General features: G+C 34.6%; 26 protein-coding genes. 13 read left to right on the forward strand and 13 right to left on the reverse strand.

The window, feature by feature from the left end; translation table 11 throughout:
- Positions 1-158 precede the first annotated feature (158 nt).
- Complete coding sequence (locus GYM76_RS10760; RefSeq protein WP_220225458.1) at positions 159-689, forward strand: hypothetical protein; 531 nt, start codon at positions 159-161, stop codon at positions 687-689.
- 87 nt (positions 690-776) lie between these two features.
- Here GYM76_RS10760 and GYM76_RS10765 read toward each other — a convergent pair whose 3' ends face one another.
- Complete coding sequence (locus GYM76_RS10765; protein WP_065562514.1) at positions 777-1,112, reverse strand: helix-turn-helix domain-containing protein; 336 nt, start codon at positions 1,110-1,112, stop codon at positions 777-779.
- Between the two features lie 177 nt (positions 1,113-1,289).
- Between GYM76_RS10765 and GYM76_RS10770 the strand changes: the two genes are divergently transcribed.
- The 3 genes from GYM76_RS10770 to GYM76_RS10780 all read left to right on the forward strand — a co-directional run bounded on the left by GYM76_RS10770 (position 1,290) and on the right by GYM76_RS10780 (position 5,050).
- Positions 1,290-1,925, forward strand: coding sequence for an NAD(P)-dependent oxidoreductase (locus GYM76_RS10770; protein WP_065562515.1), 636 nt, complete (start codon positions 1,290-1,292; stop codon positions 1,923-1,925).
- Between the two features lie 332 nt (positions 1,926-2,257).
- Positions 2,258-3,625 carry an allantoinase AllB gene (allB, locus tag GYM76_RS10775; RefSeq protein ID WP_220225459.1) on the forward strand — a complete coding sequence of 456 codons (1,368 nt, stop codon included), beginning with the start codon at positions 2,258-2,260 and terminating at the stop codon, positions 3,623-3,625.
- 42 nt (positions 3,626-3,667) lie between these two features.
- Complete coding sequence (locus tag GYM76_RS10780) at positions 3,668-5,050, forward strand: NCS1 family transporter (protein ID WP_220225460.1); 1,383 nt, start codon at positions 3,668-3,670, stop codon at positions 5,048-5,050.
- Between the two features lie 34 nt (positions 5,051-5,084).
- On the opposite strand, the gene flhA is transcribed toward GYM76_RS10780, so the two are convergent.
- The 5 genes from flhA to flgA form a co-directional block, all read right to left on the reverse strand.
- Positions 5,085-7,166, reverse strand: coding sequence for a flagellar biosynthesis protein FlhA (gene flhA / locus GYM76_RS10785; RefSeq protein ID WP_370632646.1), 2,082 nt, complete (start codon positions 7,164-7,166; stop codon positions 5,085-5,087).
- A 15-nt stretch (positions 7,167-7,181) separates the two neighbouring features.
- Positions 7,182-8,312, reverse strand: coding sequence for a flagellar biosynthesis protein FlhB (flhB, locus tag GYM76_RS10790; protein WP_220225462.1), 1,131 nt, complete (start codon positions 8,310-8,312; stop codon positions 7,182-7,184).
- Positions 8,313-8,449: 137 nt separating this feature from the next.
- Positions 8,450-8,884, reverse strand: a complete 435-nt coding sequence (locus tag GYM76_RS10795; protein WP_065562519.1) for a flagella synthesis protein FlgN — start codon at positions 8,882-8,884, stop codon at positions 8,450-8,452.
- Between the two features lie 22 nt (positions 8,885-8,906).
- The gene (gene flgM, locus GYM76_RS10800; protein ID WP_065562520.1) at positions 8,907-9,194 is read right to left on the reverse strand and encodes a flagellar biosynthesis anti-sigma factor FlgM; all 288 of its coding nucleotides are present in this window, start codon (positions 9,192-9,194) and stop codon (positions 8,907-8,909) included.
- Positions 9,195-9,272: 78 nt separating this feature from the next.
- Positions 9,273-9,935 carry a flagellar basal body P-ring formation chaperone FlgA gene (gene flgA, locus GYM76_RS10805; protein WP_081299483.1) on the reverse strand — a complete coding sequence of 221 codons (663 nt, stop codon included), beginning with the start codon at positions 9,933-9,935 and terminating at the stop codon, positions 9,273-9,275.
- A 150-nt stretch (positions 9,936-10,085) separates the two neighbouring features.
- Between flgA and flgB the strand changes: the two genes are divergently transcribed.
- The 9 genes from flgB to flgJ are packed head-to-tail and all read left to right on the forward strand — an operon-like array spanning position 10,086 to position 17,231.
- Positions 10,086-10,490, forward strand: coding sequence for a flagellar basal body rod protein FlgB (flgB, locus tag GYM76_RS10810; protein ID WP_065562522.1), 405 nt, complete (start codon positions 10,086-10,088; stop codon positions 10,488-10,490).
- A gap of 2 nt (positions 10,491-10,492) precedes the next feature.
- Positions 10,493-10,900 (forward strand): flagellar basal body rod protein FlgC, encoded by a 408-nt coding sequence (flgC, locus tag GYM76_RS10815; protein ID WP_370632647.1) that lies wholly within the window; start codon positions 10,493-10,495, stop codon positions 10,898-10,900.
- Between the two features lie 52 nt (positions 10,901-10,952).
- Entirely contained in the window at positions 10,953-11,633 is a 681-nt protein-coding gene (flgD, locus tag GYM76_RS10820) for a flagellar hook assembly protein FlgD (protein ID WP_370632648.1), read from the forward strand.
- A gap of 16 nt (positions 11,634-11,649) precedes the next feature.
- The gene (gene flgE / locus GYM76_RS10825) at positions 11,650-12,861 is read left to right on the forward strand and encodes a flagellar hook protein FlgE (protein ID WP_065562525.1); all 1,212 of its coding nucleotides are present in this window, start codon (positions 11,650-11,652) and stop codon (positions 12,859-12,861) included.
- 14 nt (positions 12,862-12,875) lie between these two features.
- Positions 12,876-13,625 carry a flagellar basal body rod protein FlgF gene (locus GYM76_RS10830; protein WP_220225464.1) on the forward strand — a complete coding sequence of 250 codons (750 nt, stop codon included), beginning with the start codon at positions 12,876-12,878 and terminating at the stop codon, positions 13,623-13,625.
- An 18-nt stretch (positions 13,626-13,643) separates the two neighbouring features.
- Positions 13,644-14,426, forward strand: coding sequence for a flagellar basal-body rod protein FlgG (flgG, locus tag GYM76_RS10835; protein ID WP_065562527.1), 783 nt, complete (start codon positions 13,644-13,646; stop codon positions 14,424-14,426).
- A gap of 4 nt (positions 14,427-14,430) precedes the next feature.
- On the forward strand, positions 14,431-15,114 hold the full coding sequence (locus tag GYM76_RS10840; protein ID WP_065562528.1) for a flagellar basal body L-ring protein FlgH: 684 nt from the start codon (positions 14,431-14,433) through the stop codon (positions 15,112-15,114).
- An 11-nt stretch (positions 15,115-15,125) separates the two neighbouring features.
- Positions 15,126-16,229: a flagellar basal body P-ring protein FlgI gene (locus GYM76_RS10845; protein WP_220225465.1), complete on the forward strand. Its 1,104-nt coding sequence runs from the start codon at positions 15,126-15,128 to the stop codon at positions 16,227-16,229.
- 12 nt (positions 16,230-16,241) lie between these two features.
- Complete coding sequence (gene flgJ, locus GYM76_RS10850; RefSeq protein ID WP_220225466.1) at positions 16,242-17,231, forward strand: flagellar assembly peptidoglycan hydrolase FlgJ; 990 nt, start codon at positions 16,242-16,244, stop codon at positions 17,229-17,231.
- A gap of 94 nt (positions 17,232-17,325) precedes the next feature.
- Here flgJ and flgL read toward each other — a convergent pair whose 3' ends face one another.
- From flgL to GYM76_RS10885, 7 genes are all read right to left on the reverse strand, one after another.
- Positions 17,326-18,264: a flagellar hook-associated protein FlgL gene (gene flgL, locus GYM76_RS10855; RefSeq protein ID WP_220225467.1), complete on the reverse strand. Its 939-nt coding sequence runs from the start codon at positions 18,262-18,264 to the stop codon at positions 17,326-17,328.
- Between the two features lie 15 nt (positions 18,265-18,279).
- The gene (gene flgK, locus GYM76_RS10860) at positions 18,280-19,923 is read right to left on the reverse strand and encodes a flagellar hook-associated protein FlgK (protein WP_220225468.1); all 1,644 of its coding nucleotides are present in this window, start codon (positions 19,921-19,923) and stop codon (positions 18,280-18,282) included.
- A 148-nt stretch (positions 19,924-20,071) separates the two neighbouring features.
- A complete protein-coding gene (gene motB, locus GYM76_RS10865) occupies positions 20,072-20,959 on the reverse strand; it encodes a flagellar motor protein MotB (RefSeq protein WP_220225469.1) in 888 nt (295 codons plus the stop codon).
- On the reverse strand, positions 20,959-21,846 hold the full coding sequence (motA, locus tag GYM76_RS10870; RefSeq protein ID WP_220225470.1) for a flagellar motor stator protein MotA: 888 nt from the start codon (positions 21,844-21,846) through the stop codon (positions 20,959-20,961). The genes motB and motA overlap by 1 nt, the downstream gene beginning before the upstream one ends.
- Positions 21,847-21,901: 55 nt before the next feature.
- Positions 21,902-22,507 (reverse strand): flagellar transcriptional regulator FlhC, encoded by a 606-nt coding sequence (flhC, locus tag GYM76_RS10875; protein ID WP_081299485.1) that lies wholly within the window; start codon positions 22,505-22,507, stop codon positions 21,902-21,904.
- Positions 22,508-22,520: 13 nt separating this feature from the next.
- Complete coding sequence (gene flhD, locus GYM76_RS10880; protein ID WP_141673924.1) at positions 22,521-22,841, reverse strand: flagellar transcriptional regulator FlhD; 321 nt, start codon at positions 22,839-22,841, stop codon at positions 22,521-22,523.
- Positions 22,842-23,026: 185 nt separating this feature from the next.
- A complete protein-coding gene (locus tag GYM76_RS10885) occupies positions 23,027-23,743 on the reverse strand; it encodes an RNA polymerase sigma factor FliA (protein WP_065562536.1) in 717 nt (238 codons plus the stop codon).
- Between the last annotated feature and the right edge of the window lie 27 nt (positions 23,744-23,770).

Genomic DNA, 23,770 nt, shown 5'->3' on the forward strand with positions numbered 1-23,770 from the left:
AGTAATATAGTTTTAACAAAATGGCGATAGGGTGGCTAGTAAGTTAATATCAAAATTATTAACTATTACTTATTCTTCATTTATAATTAGATTGAGATTTGATAGAGGAATAAAACAGAATCAACAAAGCATTAATAACCTCACATAGACAATTAATTATGAAAAAATCATATTTACTTTTAGGTTACACGCTATATTTTTTGAGTTTATCTGGCTATGCGTCTAGTGATGACACAAAGACTATAACAGAACAATTTAGATCTGCTTTATTATGTCAGTCAAAGCCTTTTGCCATAGAAGATAAAAAGATCATTGCTGAACTTGCAAAACAAAAAATTACTATAAAAAAACAAGATAGTATAAATGAAATCGAATACTATTTTGAGCAACCTATCAAAGTTAAGAATGTATGGGTTAATATGATTCGTTATGAAAGCGATAATTTTGTCACATCTTTTTATGCTAAAGCCAAAGGTGATATGTACAAGTTCGCTAAATTGATTGAGGTTAACCCTATATTACGCAGCTGTGAAGAACCTATTCCTTTAAATGATACAGACATATTCCGAAAGGAAATTACCCCTATTACCGACAACAATCTCTACCCAAATACAATCGTTATTGGTCAGGATAAAGACTCAAAGCCGGATGAATTTTATTTCATTTGTTCTAAATTTGAGGCTATTTAGCCATAATTTTCTGCTTAATGAAAATCATGCTATTAGTTTACTAACATTACTTATGTATAAATAGAAAAATTATTTTATAAATGAAACCTATTTATTAGCACTTTGTTTTGATTTATAAGCACTTCCCCACGCTAACATAGCATCATGCACTTGTTTTAAACTTTGCCCGACATCGGTCAATGTGTATTCCACTTTAGGTGGTACTTGGGCATAGACTTTGCGGCTGACTAAGCCGTTTTTTTCCATTGTTCTTAGATGTTGAGTTAAGACTTTTTGAGATATACCGTTTAGTGATTTTTTTAATTCTCCAAAGCGTTTTGTACCTGTTAATAAATCACGAACGATTAAGACTTTCCATTTATCACCCATTAACATAAGGGTAATTTCGACAGGGCAAGGAGGTAAAATTCCGTTGAGTGACATTAGTTAAAAATCCTTTAAATTCAATAACAGTATCATTTCGGTAACTATATTACTGCTTGGTACCTACTTTACAATAGATACTTAGAATATTAACCTAAAAATATCAAATTGTTAAAAGATTTTTCCAATTTAAAACCTGAATCAAACAATACTTATAAATTAATAAAGGAGTAAAAAATGAAAATTGCGGTTATTGGTGCTAGTGGTAAGTCAGGTAGTCTGATAGTTAAAGAAGCAATTGCGCGTGGACATGATGTAACGGCGATTGTTCGTAATCCCAACGCTCATGTTGACCCTAAGGCAAAAATTCTAGTTAAAGATCTGTTTGATCTAACTTATGAAGATTTGAAACCTTTTGATGTCATTATTGATGCTTTTGCAGCATGGACACCAGAAACCCTTCCACAACATCAAACTAGCTTAAAACACTTAACTGATATTTTAAGCGGTAAACCTAATCGTTTATTAGTTGTTGGCGGTGCAGGTAGTTTATATGTCAATCCTGAGCATACTATTCGTTTAGTTGACTCTCCGGATTTTCCGGATGAATTTAAACCATTAGCCAATAACATGGCAAAAGCTTTAGATCAATTAAGAACTTGTAATGATGTAAATTGGACCTATCTAAGCCCAGCAATTGAGTTTATTGCTGATGGTCCAAGAACTGGTCATTATATTGTTGGTGGCGAGCAAATTTTGGTTAATAGCCAAGGGAAAAGTCAAATCAGCTATGCTGACTATGCAATCGCGATGATTGATGAAGCGGAGAATGCAAAACACATTAAACAACGTTTTACTGTGGCTACTAAATAATATTTACAAGGCCTTACATTAGTAGCGATAACCAAAAGGTTGACTTTAATGTAAGGCACATAATCTAATTTTTCTAATGTTTTATTCGATTTTCCTATCTAATCCCCCAAAATAGTGCAAAACATTGAGTCAAACAGATATAAATGGATCATTTTAGTGCAATTCCACTTAAAGAAAACCAAATCATGTCAGTTATTACTTACTTTTTGATTTAGTGGCACGTTTATTGCATAAATATAAAGATTATTATGAAAATTTGATAAAACAAATAATACTGATAATATGAATGATTATGTGTCTAATTTGTAATCAATTTAGTTGGGAAAATTATTATGCAGTACGATCTCATTATTAAAAATGGTCTTGTCATTCTCGAATCTGGCGAAATTTATACCGATATTGCAATAAAAAATGGCAAAATTGCAGCAATTGGCCCTAATTTAGTGCAAGCAGATGAAATTATTGATGCTAATGGCTTGATTGTTAGTCCTGGAATGGTTGATATTCATGTTCATATTAGTGAACCAGGTGGTGTTCGTCATGAGTGGGAAGGCTATATCACAGGAACAAAAGCATGTGCAAAAGGTGGCGTAACAACCTTTGTTGAAATGCCTCTTAACCAACTCCCTGCGACTACAAGTGGCGAAACTCTTCGTACCAAATATGCTGCTGGTGAGGGAAAACTTTATGTCGATGTAGCATCTTATGGTGGATTAGTTCCTTATAATCTGACCAATAATGGTATTGCAGAACAAGTCGAAGAAGGTGTCGCGGCATTTAAATGTTTTATGGCAACCTGTGGTGATCCAAACCTTGACGGTGATTTTGCCAATGTAAATGATTACGCATTATGGGAAGGAATGCGCCAAATTGCTAAAACCGGTAAAGTGCTAGCTATCCATGCAGAAAATGCCACAATTACTGATATTTTAGGGCAACAAGCTAAAGCACGAGGCGAAAGTAAATTATCACAATATGTAGCAACCCGTCCGGCATTTACTGAAGTTGAAGCCATTCGTCGAGCAATCTTTTTCGCTAAACAAACTGGGTGCCCGATTCATATATGCCATGTCGCTTGTCCAGAAGGAGTTGAAGAGGTTATCAAAGCATGCCAAGAAGGCATTAATGTGACGTGCGAAACCTGTATCCATTACCTCTATTTTACTACAGACCAATTGGATGCTATTGGACCAATTGCAAAATGTTCACCACCAATCCGTGATCAGCAAGCTCAAGAAGGATTATGGAAATATCTATTTGCTGGCCACATCATCACTGCGGTGTCTGACCATTCACCATGTACTTACGATTTAAAAGACAAAGCCAATGCCTTTGATGCTTGGGGCGGAATTTCTGGTGTTCAAAATAATGTGGATATTATGTTTGATGAAGCCGTACAAAAACGGGGTATGTCATTAAAACAATTTGCCGATATCATCGCTAAAAACCCTGCTGAAAGATACAACTTACCAACTAAAGGCTCAATTCAAGTAGGTAAAGATGCTGACATCATCTTTATTAAACCTCATTCTAGCTATGTATTAAAAGAACAAGATCTCGAATATCGTAATAAATTTAGTCCTTATGTAGGACGACAAATTGGTGCACAAGTGGTTCAAACATTATTACGAGGCAAAACTATTTATCAAATTAATGCCGGTATTAATTCAACACCAAGAGGTGAATTTATTCGGCGTTAATAATGGAATTGAAACGACAGAAATAAGTAGGGAAGGAAAGTCATGAAGAATAATACAGCACAATCACCAAATACATCAATGCAGATTGATAGTTCTTTATTACCCAAATCTAGCAAAGATCGAACTATGAATCCTTTAGCCTATTCTTTTATGTGGATTGGCGATGGCATGAATTTAGGTAATATGACCTTAGGTGCAAGCTTAGTTGTAGCTGGTGTTGCCACCATGAATATTTTCCAAACTTTTGCCGCAACGTTAATTGCAATATTGATTATCACGACAATTTTTGTTTTTAATGATCGCTTAGGATATCGCACAGGTATTCCTTATGTGGTACAACTTCGCATGTCATTTGGTATAAAAGGCGCTATTATTTCTTCATTACTCCGCGGTATTCCTGCTATTGTTTGGTATGGATTTCAAAGTTGGATAGGTGCAACTGCGCTCAATGAAATTATTAGAATATTATCTAATGGTGATTTTAATAATATATTTATCTGTTTTCTTATTTTACAATTTTTCCAAATCGCTTTGTCGCTTTATGGATTCCATGCAATAAAATGGGTAGAAACGTTAATTTCAATTGTTATTCTTTGTGCGTTAATTTATGTCTTTATTATATTACTCAATAATCATCAAGAGATTATTATAGACAAATGGGTAAATACCGAAGGGACTTGGGGATTACCATTCTGCGGCTTCATTATGATGTTCTTAGGTAATTACGCTGCAATTTTTCTTAGTGCAGCTGATTACTCACGAGAACTAAAAGCTGGTTTTAGTGATAGAAAAAGGGGGCTCCTCTATTTTCTACCAATTTTTGTTGCTTACGGTTTTATTATTACTATTGGTGTGATGTTAGCTTCAGTCACAGGTAACTCTAATCCAGTTAAAGCATTTGCGATTGTAGTAAATAATCCATATATCACCATCGTGGTATCATCCTTTATTGTATTAGGCACCATTGCTGTAAATATCGTTGCTAATATCATCCCACCAGCTTACGTAATTACGTTATTAACAAAAGCTAAATATAAAGTAGCAGTAACCATTACAGGATTATTAGCTATCGCTTCTTTTCCTTGGGTTCTTGTTCAGGATACCTCAGCAAAAGGATTAGGTTTATTTATTCTAATTTACTCCGCATTTTTGGGACCAATTGTGGCAATTTTGTTGGTGGAATACTATCTGTTACGTCGCCAAAAAATTGATGTAAATACACTATATGATAACAACGGTCAATTTGCTGGATTTAACCCCGCTGCTATTCTAGCGATGCTTATTGGATCAGCAGCTGCATTTTATGAAGTGAGCTTAACATGGATTGTCGGCTTTGTTGTTGGTGGTATAAGTTATATATTGCTCACTAAATTCTCATTTAAAAACTCACCTTTCAAAAAAGGGACAATATTTGAAAAAAAATAGATTAAATGACGATCAATATTGTGCAGTAAATTTATCATAATTCACTGCCAATTTGATATGTCACTTGGATCTTTCGGTTATCAGGTATTTCTAAATTAGATAACACAGCTAATTGAGGAAAATTAGGTCTTAAAAACTGGGAGAGCATAGCTCTTAATGTGTGATTAACCAATAAAACAGGCGGCGCTCCCATTGCATCTTGCTGATTTAATGCTTGTTTGAGTTGTTGAAGAATATGTTCTGCTAGTCCCGGTTCAACATTACTAGTATTTTGCAAAGCTTGCAGTAATATTCTTTCTAAATCAATATTTAATCCAATTACTCTTATCGGTTCCGTCCCAGGAAACCATTGTTGGGTAATCACACGCCCTAGCGCTATTCTAACAATACTGAGTAAATGATAGGCATCATTTTGATTTGGTGCCTGTTCACAAATCGTCTCAATAATTGTGCGCATATCACGAATCGACACTTTTTCAGAAAGTAAGTTTTGTAGAATTTTATGAAAAGTAGTTAAAGGCACTACGTCAGGAATAAAATCTTCGACTAATTTAGGAATATCCTGCTTTATTCGATCCAATAATTCTTGTGTCTCTAATCGTCCCAATAAATCACTGGCAAATTGATGTAACAAATGATTGAAATGGGTGGCAATCATGGTACTAGTATCAACAACAGTGTAACCCAATATTTGTGCATTTTCTTTGTCATTTTCATCTATCCAAACAGCAGGTAAACCAAAAGCCGGCTCAATAGTTTCAATGCCTTCGATAGTTTCGGTTACTGTGCCGGGGTTGATCGCTAACCATTTATTATTCATTATTTCGCCTTGACCAATTTCACCACCTTTTATAAAAATTTTATATTGATAAGGTGATAACGAGAGATTATCGCGAATATGAACTTGAGGCGGTAAAAAGCCTAATGTTTGCGCAAACTTTTTACGCAAACTACGAATTCGACCAAGTAATTCACCATTTTGGTTTTGATCAACCATAGGAATGAGCCCGTATCCAACTTCCATCGCTAAGATATCTTCAATATTGACATCAGACCATGAAGCGTCAATATTTGTTGGCGCTGCAACACTTTTGGGTGGAGCGGCAACTGATTTCTCAACTTTCTTTTGTTTGGTTAACCACCAAGAAATTACTGATAATACCGCAGTAAACATTAAAAATACTAAATTTGGCATCCCTGGAATCAGTCCAAGCAGACCAATAACAACCGCAGTTAAGATTAATACTTGAGGGTTATTAAATAACTGTTTAAGCATTTGGTCGCTAATGTTTTCTTGTGAGGTAACCCGAGTCACAATTACACCCGCAGCGGTAGAAATAATCAGTGAGGGAATTTGTGCAACTAGACCATCACCAATAGTCAATAATACATAGGTTTTACTCGCATCTGAAAATGTCATACCATGCTGCATTATCCCAACTAATAATCCACCAACAATAGTTATGGCCATTATTAGTAAACCAGCAATGGCATCACCACGTACAAACTTACTCGCACCATCCATTGAGCCATAAAAATCGGCTTCCTGAGTAACTTCCGCGCGCCGTGCTTTGGCTTCATCTTCACCAATTAATCCAGCATTGAGATCAGCATCGATTGCCATCTGCTTACCCGGCATACCATCCAATGCAAAGCGAGCACCAACTTCAGCTATCCTACCGGCACCTTTAGTGATTACCATGAAGTTGATAATCACTAAAATAATAAAGACAACAATACCAATAGCGAAATTACCGCCCACTAAAAAATGTCCAAAAGCCTCAATAACTCTACCTGCTGCATCACTACCAGTATGACCTTTTAACAGTACAACCCGAGTTGAAGCAACATTTAGAGATAGTCGTAATAACGTTGCAAAAAGCAGAACTGTAGGAAACGCTGCAAAATCTAAAACCCGCTTAGTAAACAAGGCAACAATCAAAATAATAATTGATAATGCAATATTAAAAGTAAAAAACAGATCTAATATAAATGCAGGTAAAGGTAATACCATCATTGAAAGAATCAATAAAATAAGCATTGGCCCTGTTAAAATTCGATAATGACCACTTTTAGATAGATTTACTGATAATAAATTGGCTAATTTTGATTTCATCATAGAGATTTACTTTTACTCATTCACGGATAAAGATTCAGGGATCGGTATATTCGTTGGTTTTTGAGGCTTATCACCACCATGTTTATGCCAACGTTTTAATTGATAAACCCAGGCTAAAATTTGCGCAACGGCAGCATAGAGTTCGGCTGGAATGGTTTGTCCTATTTCACCATAGCGATATAAAGCCCGAGCGAGAGGGGGAGCCTCTAATTGTGGAATGCGATGCTCTTGGGCAATTTCTTTAATTTTGATAGCGATATTGTCGGTACCTTTAGCTATCAGTTTAGGGGCAGACATAGTTTTATCATCATATTGTAGTGCAACAGCATAATGAGTTGGGTTAGTGATAATAACATTGGCTTTTGGTACATCTTTCATCATTCGACGTCTTGCTATTGCTTGTTGCATCTGGCGAATGCGGCCTTTAATTTGTGGATTACCTTCTTGCTCCTTGAACTCGTCTTTAATCTCTTGTTTAGACATTCTTAATTTTTTTAAATTACTCCAGATTTGATAAAAAATATCAAATCCAACCATAGGAATTAAAGCTAAAATAGTTAATATTCCTGAATAAATAAGCAGTTGCATAACGTTAGATAATGCACTATTTAAATACATATTTGGCAGCGAAAGCATATTTGGAAATTGATTGATTAGAAACAATGTCACGGCAAAACCGATTAAAACAACTTTAAGCAGGCTTTTAAATAACTCTAAAAAAATTCGAATACTAAACATTCTTTTAAATCCGCTAATCGGATTCAATTTACCAAAATTGGGTTTAATTGATTGCAAACTAAAAAGTAAACCACCAACTCCCATAGGTGCAATGATGGCAATAATGACTAATCCGAAAAAAATAGGTAAAATCGACCAAAATCCAGCGGTTAATAAATTAATTAAATTGAAAATAATTTGTTTATCATCATCTGTTCGGTATGCAACCAACATAGCGTGTTGAATAATTGTTTTTAAATTAGCAACAAAATGACTGCCCATCATCCAAAATAATAGGATACTAACCAACAAAATAATTAACGATGTTAACTCGCGAGATCGTGGGATTTGTCCCTTTTCCTTGGCTTTTTTTAATTTGCTATCGGTGGGTTGTTCGCTTTTATCTAGATCACTATCATCAGCCATATCTTCATTAAATCAATTTTATTGCCTAATTACCGTTTACAGCACAGTATGAACGCAACTTGAGAAAGTTATTGGCTTAATAAGACCCTAATTTAATAGTTATTTATCTCGTTTACCGTAAAACAACTTCAAAATGATTAAACTTTAGCGCGTTTAGATGAAATAGTTTCTGGTTGTTGATAACCATTATGGGTATAAACAGCAGGATTATTCATGCTTTTCAAATAATCTATTGAATGTTGCGTTACGTTCATTCGATTTTGAATAAGCACTCCGTTTTCCCGATTGATTTGAGCTAATCGCTGAGTCATTTTTGTGATAGCTTGCCATTTTAATGCTAACTCTTGTTTTTCACTATAAGGTGACTGAATATTGCATTGCTGACTAACTTTTAGTCTTTTTTCATCCAGTAATTTTAACTCAATGAGTAATTGGCTTTTTTGGTTTATAATCTCACTCAATTGATTTACTGAATTATTTTTAAATAATATTTGTTGTTCAGCTTCTAAAATATCTGACAGGGCTTGTAACATAACTGTTACATTATTAAAAATGTTATCTAATTCTAACATGACGACATTCCTTCAAAATCAATTAGATTTCAATATTTTCAAAAGTTTGCTTAATAATTTCATCGGCAATTTTATTTGGATTGATCACTAATCTACCTTCAGTAATGGCCTGTTTTATCTTTTCAATTTTACTAATATCGATATCATTTTCAGTTGAATGCAACATTGCTATAGTATTTTGGCTTAACTTAACATTTAACGTTAAGTTACTTGAGTTTTGCACAGATGCATTAGTTTTTTTATTTTGCTCATTTATACGATTAAGTACCCCTGATACGGCGGTAACCATTTTTGTTGCATCTATACTCATAAAATTCCTTCAATTAACGTTGAGGTTTATAGGGGAGGTTTAATCTAATTATCGGCAAAAATCAGAAAATCATTAATTTTATTTGTTTAAAATTGTGATACCTTTTTCTGTAACAACACCCTGAACAATATTGCCTGTATTAAGTTTGATATTTATTAATTCACCCAAGGCACCATTGCTTAGTGTTTTGCCATTAGCAGCAATTGAATATCCCTCACCATTAACAATTACTTTTACTGTTTGACCTGCTTTAACATGCCAATTTTTCTGTAACATTGAATTTTTAATAGGCTCACCATTATTAATATTTCTTAAAGCAATATGATTGATAACCTCTGATTTATTCAAAATTACAGCAGGTGGTAATTTATCTAACCGCCCAGATTGCATTTTCACTTGCTGCTCTGTCATTAATGTTCCTGCACTTATCGGCTGATTCGCCATAACATAACTCCCAGTAACAGCAACATAAACTTGAATATATTTAGTAATGTTTTCACATTTAGCAGTAATAGTTAAATTACCCCACTGCTTATTTTTATTTAAAATCGCAAATGTTGGTGAATCACAATTTAACTGAGGTTTCAAAGTGAGGTAATCAATAGCAATATTATCAATATTAGCTTCGCTAATTTGTTGATAGATTAGATTGCTAATCTGTTTTTCCATTGAGTTAGCCAAAGCTATTTTTGAGCTACACAACACACCTAAAAGGCTTATATATTTTATAAACTGAGACATATTTGTTCACAACATTATTGGTAACTAAATTTTACTTTATCAGCTAATTTATTGAATGTTGAAATAAGGGCAATTTTTATCGTTATTTATACGATGATTTTTTTTTGATTTGCTTAAAATTCTCTACATAAAAAAAGATGAGATGATTTTATGCTAAATAAATTAGATACTTTTGTTAACTTTCATCAACAAGCATTAAATGTTCGTGAAAAACGACAAAATATACTTGCGACCAATATTGCCAATAGTGATACGCCTAATTATCAAGCTAGAGATATTGATTTTAATATTGAATTAAAAAAAGCTATCAATAATCAACATACGCTTAATAATATAAAACTTAATATAACATCAGCAAAGCATATCCAAACCATCGGCTCAGCTGATTATCAACTTCTGTATCGCATTCCTTATCAATCATCTGCTGATGGTAATACTGTTGAAATGGATCAAGAAAGAACAGCCTTTATGGATAACAGTATCCATTATCAAAGTAATTTAACATTTTTAGGTGAACAATTTAAAAATGTAGTATCTGTATTGCAGCAAGGATAACCATTATGAGCTTCTCTATTTTTTCTATCTCTGGTTCTGCTTTAATGGCACAAACTCAACGAATGAATGTTAGTGCGAGTAATTTAGCAAATGCTGATAGTGTTACAAGTACTTCAGGTCAAGCTTATCGAGCTAAACAAGTTATTTTCCAAGTCGATGATAATAATTATCCCAATAGCGTAGCTGGAGTAAAAGTATCTGAGGTCATCGAAGACCCATCACCAATGAATTTAGTCTATGACCCTAAGCACCCTTTAGCTGATGAGAAAGGTTACATTCAAAAACCTAATGTAGATGTAGTGGCAGAGATGGTCAATACCATTTCAGCATCTCGTAGCTACCAAGCAAATGTGGAAGTCATTAATACCGTAAAAAGCTTAATGCTTAAAACACTTACCTTAGGGCAATAAAGGGGCTTAATTCATGGGTATTTCGAATGTACCAGTTTCAGAATCGTCAAATATGGCTAGTCCACAAGCAGTGAGGAAAGGTTCATCTGATGGTAATTCTAGTCAGGAATTACAAGATAACTTTTTAACATTACTTATTGCCCAAATGAAGAATCAAGATCCAACTAATCCAATGGATAATAGTCAGTTAACCTCGCAATTGGCGCAAATTAATACATTAGCAGGCATTGAACGACTTAATACAACGTTAGGTATGGTTTCAGGCCAGATTGACGATAGTTTATCAGTCAACGCGAGCAATATGATTGGTAAAGGCGTTATGGTTCCTGGTAATAAAATATTAGTCGCAACTTCAGAAATAGATGGTTCAAAAAGTGATAAAGAGACCATTACTACGCCGTTTGGTTTTGAACTTATGCGTGATGCTGATTCGGTTGTTATCACCATAAAAGATGAAAATGGTAATGTTGTACGAGAAGTCGATCTTGGATCCATCCCGGCTGGTGTCAGCTCTTTTACTTGGGATGGAGAACTTAACGATGGAACTTTAGCTCCAGATGGTAGCTACACGTTTTCAGTTAATGCTACTTACGAGGGGCAAAAAGTCACATCAACACCATTAGCTTACTCTGTTGTTTACGGAGTAATTAATAGCAAAGTTAATAATAAAGTATTACTTGATTTAGGGATACTTGGTTCAATTAGTATTGACGAAGTGCGTCAAATTCTTTAAAGGGGAATAAGTTTATATGGGATTTTCTCAAGCAATCAGTGGTATGAATGCCGCTTCTAAACAATTAGATGTTATTGGTAATAATATTGCCAATTCTGCAACAGTTGGCTTTAAAAGTGCTAGTATTTCATTTGCTGATATCTATGCCGGTTCAAAAGTAGGAATGGGTGTTAAAGTTGCTGCTGTTATGCAAAATTTTAATGACGGCACAACAACTTCAACCAACAACAGTTTAGATGTAGCGATTTCAGGTAATGGATTTTTCAGATTAGTTGATAGTAGTGGACAAATCTACTATACCCGTAATGGTCAGTTTCAATTAGATGCTGAACGTAATATCGTATCTGCTGACGGTTTCAATTTGACTGGTTATCTTGCGACAGGTACTCCACCACAAATTCAACAAGGTTCAGCACCTGGTCCATTAAAAATTTCACAAGAAATGTTAAATGCATCAGCAACCAATAAAGCTGCTTTGCAAACAAATCTAAATTCAAATAGTAAAGTTCCTGAAAAACAACCGATTAATGCAACAGATGCTGACACATTTAATTATTCAACCACTATCACCACTTATGATTCATTAGGTAATCAACGCAATGTTCAGCTTTTTTATGTAAAAACAGCAGATAACCAATGGGATGTTCATTACCTTGATAGTAGCGATCCTAATGCAACCCTACAAGCATTAGGAAAAATGGAATTTGATTCATCAGGCAAATTAATCAGCGATCCCGAAATGACTATCAATATTAATGGCATAAATGGATCAGAAGATAATAGCTTTACATTATCACTTGCAAACAGTACGCAACAAAATATGGGTAAAGAAGTCGGTAGCATAAAAACGCCTATCGTAGATGGTTATGCAGCAGGTGATTTAGTTGGTTATAGTATTAACAATGACGGCACTATTTATGGTGTTTATTCCAACCAACAAACCATGTTATTAGGTCAAATTGCCATGGCTGATTTTGCCAATGTTAATGGATTAGAGTCAGCAGGGAATAATAACTGGCGTTCAACACTTAATTCTGGTGGTGAAGTATTAGGCTCAGCCAATACAGGTACTTTTGGATCATTAGCCAGTGGTGCCGTTGAATCATCTAATGTCGATATGAGCCAAGAATTAGTCAATATGATTGTTGCTCAACGTAATTATCAATCTAATTCTCAAACCATTAAGACACAAGATCAAATTCTTAATACATTAGTTAATTTGAGATAATTTAAGGAATATTTATGGATCGCGTTATTTATACTGCCATGTCTGGTGCAAGCCAAACATTAAATCAACAATCCATAACCAGTCATAATTTAGCTAATGTATCAACAGTAGGCTTTCGTGCTCAATTAGCGGCAATGAAAGCCGTTCCTATTGTGGGTAATAGTATGCCAACAAGGACCATGGTTGCAGCAACCACGCCTACCTATGATTCAACAATGGGTGCATTTAATTACACTGGGCGAGATTTAGACGTTGCTTTATCAGAAGATGATTGGCTAGCTGTACAATTAGCTGATGGTAGTGAAGCATATACCCGTAATGGTGCCATTCAAATTGATGAAAATGGCACGCTTAATATCCAAGGTCATCCATTACTTGGTGATAATGGCGTATTAACAGTTCCTCAGCGTTCACAGGTTAGTATCAGTGCCGACGGAACTTTATCAGCGTTAGGTGCAGGTGATAAACGCACAACCATTGCTCAAGTTGGAAAAATAAAGAAAGTTCACCTTGAACCTAATGAGTTGGTACGTGGCGATGACGGTTTTTTTCATGCAACACCTGTTAACAATCGTGGTGCAGTATTACAAGATAATCCTAACGCAAAACTGATGTCTGGAGTATTAGAAGGCAGTAATGTTAATCCTGTTACTGCAATGGTGAATTTGATTAGCCATTCTCGTCAATTTGAAATGCAGATGAAGCAAATTACTACAGCAGATGAAAATGCACAAAGAGCCAATCAAATATTATCGTTAACATAATTAAAATAGGAAAAAGCAATGATTAAATCATTATGGATTGCAAAAACTGGGCTAACTGCACAACAAATGAATATGGATATAATTTCCAATAATTTAGCCAACGTTAGTACTGGTGGCTTTAAACGCCAACGTGCTGTTTTTGAAGATCTGTTATATCAAACTATTCGCCAACCCGGCGCTCAATCATCTGAACAAACAACACTACCCTCTGGATTACAAATTGGTACCGGTGTTAGACCTGTAGCTACCGAACGAATCCATAGCCAAGGAAATTTAGAATTAACTGATAATAGCAGTGATATCGCTATTAATGGACAAGGTTTTTTCCAAGTTCTGATGCCTGATGGAACGCTAGCTTATACTCGAAGTGGCGCTTTTCAAGTTAACCAAAATGGTCAATTAGTTACTGCTGCTGGTTACGAAATTCAACCAACTATCAACATTCCATCAAATGCGATAAAAATGACCGTGGCACGGGATGGTATTGTTAGTGTGACCTTAGCCAATCAATCAACTCAAGTGCAAGTTGGTCAATTAACATTACATACTTTTATTAATGACACTGGGTTAGAAAGTGTTGGTGAAAATCTCTATTTAGAAACCGAGAGCTCCGGTGCTCCAACTGAAAATACACCGGGATTAAATGGTGCTGGATTGCTGTATCAAGGTTATATCGAAACCTCTAACGTAAATGTTGCAGAAGAGTTAGTTAATATGATTCAAGTACAACGTGCTTACGAAATTAACAGTAAAGCAATATCAGCGTCTGACCAAATGTTGCAACGTTTAAATCAGTTATAAAACTATGATAATGAGATATCTTTATATTTTAGTAATGATGTTATTAGTCGGTTGTAGCCAATTACCTAAAAAAGCATTAGTTGAAGGGCAAACCAGTATTGTTCCTCAAATGCCAGAAATTGTTAATTCAAGTGGCTCAATATATCAAGCATCACAACCAAGTAGTTTTGGCTATCAACCAATGTTTGAAGATCGTAGACCTCGCAATATTGGTGATGTATTAACTATTGTATTACAAGAAAATGTGAGTGCGAGCAAAAGTTCATCTATTAATGCTGGCCGTAATGGTGGGGTAAATTTAGGTGTAAAAACCGTTCCTCACTTTTTAGATGGGCTAGTTGGTCGAGGCAAAGTAGATACTGATATCTCAGGCAGTAACGATTTTAAAGGTTCTGGTGGCGCTAATGCAAAAAATACATTTAGTGGAACCATCACCGTCACCGTTCAAGATGTCATGATTAATGGCAATTTAAAAGTAATTGGTGAAAAACAAATTGCAATAAATCAGGGAACAGAATTTATTCGATTTTCAGGCGTTGTTAACCCAAGGACAATAAGTGGTAACAATACCGTTATTTCAACTCAAGTTGCCGATGCTCGCATTGAATATGTAGGTAATGGCTACATTGATGAAGCTCAAACTATGGGTTGGTTACAACGCCTGTTTTTTAATCTTTCACCATTTTAATGAATCTGATTATGCTTAATATATTACGAACTTTTATTATTTTAATAATGATAGTGGGCACGCCCTATAGTTATGCCGAACGAATAAGGGATTTAGTAACTATTCAAGGCGTGCGTGAAAACGCCTTAGTAGGCTATGGAATTGTTGTTGGGCTAGATGGTACTGGGGATCAAACTTCACAAACACCATTTACCATTCAAAGTATAACCAACATGCTTTCACAATTAGGTATTACCGTACCATCAGGTAGTAACATGCAATTAAAAAATGTTGCTGCGGTAATGGTAACAGCTAAATTACCTTCTTATGCACGAGTTGGGCAACAAATTGATGTGGTTGTCTCTTCATTAGGCAATGCCAAAAGCCTTCGCGGTGGCACATTGATTATGACGCCATTGAAAGGTGCCGACAATCAAGTTTATGCCATTGCTCAAGGTAATCTTTTTGTTGGTGGTATGGGCGCAAGCAGCAAAGGGAGTAGTGTAACAGTTAATCAAATGGCTGGTGCAACTATCCCGAGTGGAGCGACAATTGAGAGGGAATTAACAACCCGCTTAGATGAAAAAAGTTCCATTCACTTACACCTTAACCATTTTGACTTTACCATGGCATCAAAAATCGCTGAAGCAATTAACAAGGTACAAAAAAATATCGCAGTTGCTTTAGATGGTATGACGGTTAAATTGAACATGCCACAAGATAGCCAGGCAAGAGTTAAATTATTATCAAAGATTCAAAACCTACAAATTAGTGCTTCACCAATTTCAGCAAAAGTAGTCATTAATACGCGCACTGGCGTGGTGGTGATGAATCAAAAAGTTCAATTAGACAATTGTGCCGTTGCTCATGGTAATTTATCTGTGGTGGTCAATAACAAATTAAAAGTTAGCCAGCCTAACACTCCGTTAGCCGGAGGACAAACCGTAGTTGTTCCTGATGATGAGGTCAGCATCGAACAAGATGGCGGAGCATTACATAATTTAGCTTCTGGCGCTGATTTAAACCGAGTAATTAGCTCACTTAATTTATTAGGCGCAAATCCAACAGAATTAATGTCGATACTTGAGGCATTAAAAACCGCTGGTTGTTTGCACGCTGCATTAGAAACGATTTAAAGCATAATTATTATGAAAAACCTAGTTAATCAGTCTATTAATCGCTTTGCTTATGATTTTTCGAGCATTGGCCAATTAAGGCGTAACGCTGTTAGTGGATCAAGTGAAAGTGTCAAGCAAGTTGCCGATCAGTTTGAAACACTATTCGTCAATATGATGATGCAATCTATGCGAAAAGCCGTTCCTAATGGTGGATTATTTAATCAATCTGCAATGCAGTTATTTACCTCAATATTTGATCAGCAAATTGCTCAACAGACCGCCGGTAAAGGATTAGGTCTTGCCAATATTATTGCCAAACAATTAAATAATCAGCCAAATAGATCTATTACCCCACAATCTCAGGCTAATAATATAGAATTAGCACAATCTTTATTTAGTGATTCAAATTCATCGCCTGCGGCATTAGGTCAAATGCTTTACCAGCAAACGAATAAATTAACGAATACTAACGTCAAACCATTACCGCCAGCAGTTAATGATTCTGATAAAGACCATATCACGCAATTTATAGTTGAGTGGTTTGAACCCGCTAAAAAGGCATCCAAAATGTCAGGTATTCCTTATGAGGTTATCATTGCACAAGCGGCCTTAGAAACAGGTTGGGGTAAAAAGCAGATAAAAACAGCCGACAATCAACCAAGTCATAACTATTTTGGCATAAAAGCGACATCATCATGGAAAGGCAATTCAACTCGGTTAACAACACGAGAATTTTTAAATAACAATATGGTTAAGATTCAAGATGAATTTAGAGTTTATAAAAGTAAACAACATGCATTAACAGATTATCTTGATTTACTTACCAAAAGCCCACGTTATCGTGCCGTTGTTAACGCACCTGATGCAAGAACCGCAGCCAAAGCACTGCAAGATGCACACTATGCAACCGATCCTAACTATAGCGAAAAGTTAATTCAAATTATTAGTCGAATTGAAGAAATTGCTAGAAATACACCGCAAAAATCAATATCAGGTTTTAGACAAATTGCCTTTAAATAATAACTAAATAAATTAACTAAATTTTAATGAAGTTAATAAATAGGAGGCATAAGCCTCCTGTTTATTAACGATTTAAATAAGTGATGACAGAAAGTTATTTCATTTGAAATAAGGACATATTTTGCATATTCATAAAAGTATATTGAGCTGCTTGTAAATTCGCCTGTAACATCACATAATCTGCAATGGCTTCATACCAATCAACATCTTCAATTTGGCTAATTTGTGTCTGAAAATCAATGTCCAAGGTTTTACCTAGTGCAGTTAATCGTTCAACTTCCGCCAACACATTACCCCCTGCAGCCCTAACTGTTGAGATATTTTCAAACGAATTATCAACGCCTTGACTAGCTTTCGATAAACCTTCTCTGAATTGCGTAATCGCATCAGGGTCATTATCATCTAAACCGATTTGCAGTACTTCTAATGCATAGTCAATGCTAGCAAAAACATCACTTTCCACAGAACTATTGGCGCCTGACATAAAAATCTGATCACCAGTAAAACTTAATGACACTTCACGCGTATCATCAATAAAAATATTAATCGTTGTGGAACCACCGACATAATTAACTTTACCAGATTCATCCACAACAAAAGGAGGTGTATCATTTTTATTTCCAGCAAAGATATAATTGCCATTAGTGTCTTTAGCATTAGCTAACGAAATTAATTGATCTTTTAGTCCTTGTAATTTATTGGCTAAGTCACGTCTATTTTCATCGTTTAACGTCTCATTACCCGCATAAACTAGTGTCTCTTGAATTGATTGGATAACAGTATTCGCTTCTTTTAGTACTGTATCTTGGCGACTTAACGAGTTATTAACACTTTCACGAGCTGATTGATACTGAGTATTTCTTGATTGAGCCTGTTTTAAAATTAATGCTTGCGATGACCCCATAGGATCATCAGAAGGTGATAAGATTTTTTTACCGGTTGCTAAATGCAATCCTGATTTTTGCCATTTACTGTTGGTATTTAAAATACTCGTTAAATTTTTTTGATACATTGCATTAGTACTAACACGCATATTTAAACCCTTCTATTATTTAGCTAAACCTAAAATGGTATCGAATATTGTGGTTGCCGCATCAATAATCTTTGCATTAGCTTGGTAATACTGCATATAAACCTGCATAGAGATATATTCTTCTTCAATATTAACGCCTGATATTGATTGATTTTGCTCATAAATTTCTTGAGTAATATTATGACTAGATTGCGCTGAAATTTTAGCTGTCTGTGTTTCACTTCCCACATAACTAACTAAGGCGTTATAAGCACTATTTAACGTTTTAGTGCCATTAATTAATTTTTCATTTTGGATATCAAGCAATTTAGCTACATTACGATTATCGCCATTACCATTTTCATCATCATTAATACCTGTTGCTAGTTTGTTGACATCCTTAACTAGTAGCTGGAGTGATGATGCTACATCTGCAACAGGTTTAAGTAAGATACTATCACCCGCTACTGGATCACCATTTATTTCAATAGATAATCCATCAAACAATAATTTACCATCTTCAACTTGTGGGGTAATTTGCTTGTTATCAGATAATCTGGTTACGACCCAATCGTTACCATTAAACTCAATTTTATAATCAGATGCTTTGACGTCTGTCACTGAGTTATAGTTAATTTTAGCAGTGGCATTACCTTGATTTTGGGCGTTAGCAATACTAGTTGGGCTATGATAATCGAATAATTTCTGACCTGGTTCGCCATTAATATCAACCCCTGACATATGTACTTCATTAAATCGTTCTGCTAGATTTAACGCAATCAAACCTAATTGATTGCGAGCTTCTAGGAGTGGTCCATCACGAAAAGCTAATAATCCATTTAATCGGCCTGATGCGATATTTTGACTTGATAGTTCTTGAGTCGCACCAGAATTATGAGTGTAAATAATTGTATTTAAAGCAGGATCATCTTTAGACGGTTGTACAGATAACTGAGTTGCCGATGACCCTTGCACTAAACTTAAACCATTAGGTAGTGAAATATTGTATTGTCCATTTTGCTCAGTAACAGTGATGCCTATCATCTCGCTTAATTCATTAACCAGTTGATCGCGTTCATCAAGCAATGCATTCGGCTCATGACCACCACTTACTGCCTGTAATCTTGCTATTTTTTGGTTAAGATCAGCAATTTGTTGGGTATAAGAGTTAATGGTATCAACATTATTAACAATTTCAGTATTGATATTGGCAATCTGATTTTTTAAATTCAATTCCGTTTTATTAAACTGACTGACTAACGAGCTAAGATCATTTATTACTGTTTGTTTGGAAGCGGCATCACCCGCATTTGAAGAAAGTTTATTTAAACTTGCAAACAGACTATTTAGTTGCGAGGAAATACTATTATCATTCTCCGCTAATAAATTATCGACTTTTGACAATTCATTGTAATAAGCCTTTATAGAGCCATTTTGTGATTGAGATTGACGTAATTGACCAACCACAAAACTATTATATGCCCGATTAACTGATGATACAGATACACCGTTACCAACAAAACCATAATTATATTTAGTGCCATTTGCTTGTTGCAAAATTTGTTGTTGACGATTGTAACCAACGGTATGCGCATTACTAATATTATTGCTTATAACATTAAGCATATTTTGCGCAGCATTTAATCCACTAATACCGGTATTCATCAATGAATTTGACATAAAAGCTCCTAAATATATTTAGTCAATAATCAAATTATTAACTTAAAGGGTTATTCTTATATCGGATAAAAAAGATAAAACTTTAGTTATTTTTAGAAAATAATTGAAATTTAATTTTTTAACACGCTTAACCTAAGTAATTCCAATGCTATTGTTCAGATTTAGTTGCTTGTTTTAAAAAATCTATTCCAGTCATTGTATTTTCATCTTCAATATATTTTTGAGCTGACTTATTCAAAATTAAAATACTAATACGACGATTAGCATCTTTACTATAATTAGGATTGTTTAAACCAACTGTATCAGCTAAACCAATAATTCGAATAATTTTGCTTGAATCTAATCCAGCAGCGATAAGCTCTCGTCTTGACGAATTTGCTCTATCAGCAGATAACTCCCAGTTACTATAACCTCTATCACCTGTTATATATTGACGCTCATCAGTATGCCCAGATAAGGTCATTTTATTGGGTAAATCGTTTATTATTGGTGCTAGAGCGTGAAGAATTTCTTGCATATTAGGATGAATAACTGCACTACCAACATCAAACATTGGTTTATCATCAGTTGCTAAAATCTGAATTCTTAACCCCATTTCAGTTAGTTCAACAATAAGATTAGCCGCTAATTTTTGCAGTCTAGGATCAAGTTCAAACGCCTCATAAATTTTACGAGCAGTTTCGAGCAATTGATTTCTTTCAACTACATTGGGATCTATTGGTTGTTCATTTATTATGCTCTGTTGCTCTTCACCCAAACTTTTACTGACATCATCGCCACCACCAGGAATAGGGCTTTCGCTATCGCTAATATTTTTACCACCATTTTGACCTAGTATTAATGGCGTTCTGAAATATTCGGCAATTCCTTGTAATTCTTGCGGGCTGGATTTGGCTATCAACCACATGACTAAAAAAAGTGCCATCATAGCAGTCATGAAATCTGCATAAGCAATCTTCCACGAACCACCATGATGGCCACCGCCATGCCCTGACTTTTTTTTAGAAATAATTATTCTTACTGGCTTATCTTTCATTATTCATTATTTTCTGTTGGGTTAGCATTTTTATCTTTCACTTCTTGAATATATTTTTCTAATTCAAAGAAAGATGGTCGCTCATGCGAAAAAATAGTTTTTCGACCAAATTCTATACAAATCTGTGGAGCATAATCATGCATGCTGGCAATAAGAATAACTTTAGTACATTCTAAAATTTTTACTGTATCAGCATTCTTCTGTCTTAATAAAGCAGCTAGTGGCGAAACAAACCCATAAGCCAGTAAAATTCCTAAAAAGGTTCCAACCATAGCATGTGCAATAAGTTCACCCAACTCGCTAGCAGGCCTATCTGCTTGTGCTAATGTGTTAATCACTCCCATAACCGCAGCCACAATCCCAAAAGCAGGTAACCCATCGCCCACACTAGAAATCGCATCTGCAGGTTTTTCTAATTCATGGGTATACGTCTCAATTTCTTCATTCATTAATGCTTCAATTTCATAAACTTCCATATTTCCGCTAATCATTAAGCGTAAATAATCAGTGATAAAATCGCATATTTGTGGATTGGCAAGAATAAGTGGATACTTTTTAAATAACTCACTCTCTTTTGGATTATCAATATCTTCTTCAATAGATAACCCCCCATTTTGACGTATCTTAGTTAAAATGGTGTACATTAAATTAATTAATGTTAAATAAAGAGTTTTATTATATTTTGATGTTTTAAATAAACTACCTAACGATTTAAGTGTAGCCATTATTGCTTTCTTTTCATTACTTACAATGAAAGCACCAATAGCTGTACCACCAATTATCAAAAACTCTAATGGTTGAAAAAGTACTGCCAAATACCCTCCACTTAGCACATAACCAACTAAAGCAGAAGCGATAACAACAATATATCCTATAATTATTAGCATTGGCTTTCCTTTATCTCTATAAAATGTAACTAAACTTTTTTAATTAATTGCTTATCTAAACCGTTACCTGATTTGCGGTGACTAAGTTGAATGCACTAGGTATTGATAAAACTTGTAAGCATTTTGCTTGGCTTTCTTTATGCGTTTTATTATTTTTTTCGGCCCTTGATGGCGGTTGGCATAAACTGCAAACAAAACTATTATGTGGCTGGTAAGCGTGTGTAATAAATCGCCCTTTACACTCTTTGCAACACGATTGCTGCATAACATTACTTTCAACAAATTTAACTAAAATCCATGCACGAGTTAAGCCTAAAACCGGCTCTTCATCGTGATGAAGGGAACATTGCTCTAAATAAAGTTGATAAGCTTTAACAATTGCATGAACTCCAGATTTAGTACCATGCTTGACTAAAAATCGATAAGCATTATAAAACATGCTTGAATGAATATTAGGCTCCCAAGTCATAAACCACGTCGTAGAAAAAGGAAGTAAACCTTTAGGTGGTGGGCATCCTTGGATTTCTTTATATAATTTAATCAGCTTTCCACGACTTAAATTAGTTTCACTTTCCAACATTTGAATTCTAGCGCCGAGTGTAATTAATCGAATAGCTAATTGGACTTCTTTATATTTTTGAATAATGCTTTTGCTACTCATTTTTATCATTTACCTACTTATTAATAGAATCTAAAAGTAAGCTTGATAGAAGGATCCCTGTATGCATCTGCTTTATATCACTAACGCGAGACTCTTCAGTTAATTTTTCCATCATTGCTGAATTTTTAAATCGAAATTGAAACGTTAATTGATTGGTTTCAGATAAAACCAACATTTGAGAAGCACTTAAATTACTCAAAATATCAGCGGTTTTTTCATCAATTCCTAATCGATACATTGCCATCACTTTATCTTTCTCTATCATCCTTTGGCTTAATAAAAGCGTTGAAAGATTTAAATGATGTATACATTTCAAAATATCGTCTTCTTGTATATTTCCCAATTTACTCACCAAAATTTATATTTTTCTCGCATAAAAAAATGCGAAATCAGTAAAAAATATCTTAATTCGTTTTTTTTCACTTAAAGTTACATTTTTAAAAGCAAAAGGTCAATAAAAAAATCATTTCGATTTATTTTCAATTTATTTTTTCATGTTTTACTGTTTTATTCTGTTTTTTATATATTAATTTTACTTTGTATTCGTTTTATTGCTTGGCTATGTAATTGACTTACGCGAGATTCGCTAATATCTAACACTTTTCCAATCTCTTTTAAATTCAACTCTTCTTGATAATAGAGCGCTAAAACCATTTTTTCTTTTTCAGGTAAGTTATCAATTTGTTGAACAATAATATTGCGAATTTCATCATTAATAATAAAAGCAAAAGGATTGTTATCGGAATCAGGCTCAATCAGCGCATCCAAATTATCGCCGAGTTTTTTTTGTATCTCATCGTAAGAACAGATTTGGCTATAATTTGAATCTAATAACACCTTGCGATATTCAGTAAGAGACAATTGCAGATGTGCAGCTATCTGGTGATCATTAGGTGGGACACCTAAAATTTGTTCCAATTCATTAATGGCGTTAGTGACATCTTTAATTTTTTTTCGGGTTTGCCTTGGTAGCCAGTCACGACTACGCAACTCATCTAACATTGCTCCCTTTATTCTAGGAATAGCAAATGTAGTAAAAGTATAACCTTGTGCAGCATCATAACGTTTTATGCATTCTAATAAACCGATATAACCAACTTGTAACAAGTCATCAAGCTCAATCGTCGTTGGTAAACGAACAGCTAATTTCAACGCTTCATTACGAACTAAATAGATATATTGTTGCCAATCGATTTGATTCACTACACCCTGAGAGTTATACAGGTTATCACTCATTTCCTAAACCATTGTAAAAAATGCTAA

It is taken from the genome of Gilliamella sp. ESL0443 (genome assembly GCF_019469165.1).
Classification (GTDB): Bacteria; Pseudomonadota; Gammaproteobacteria; order Enterobacterales; family Orbaceae; genus Gilliamella; species Gilliamella apicola_E.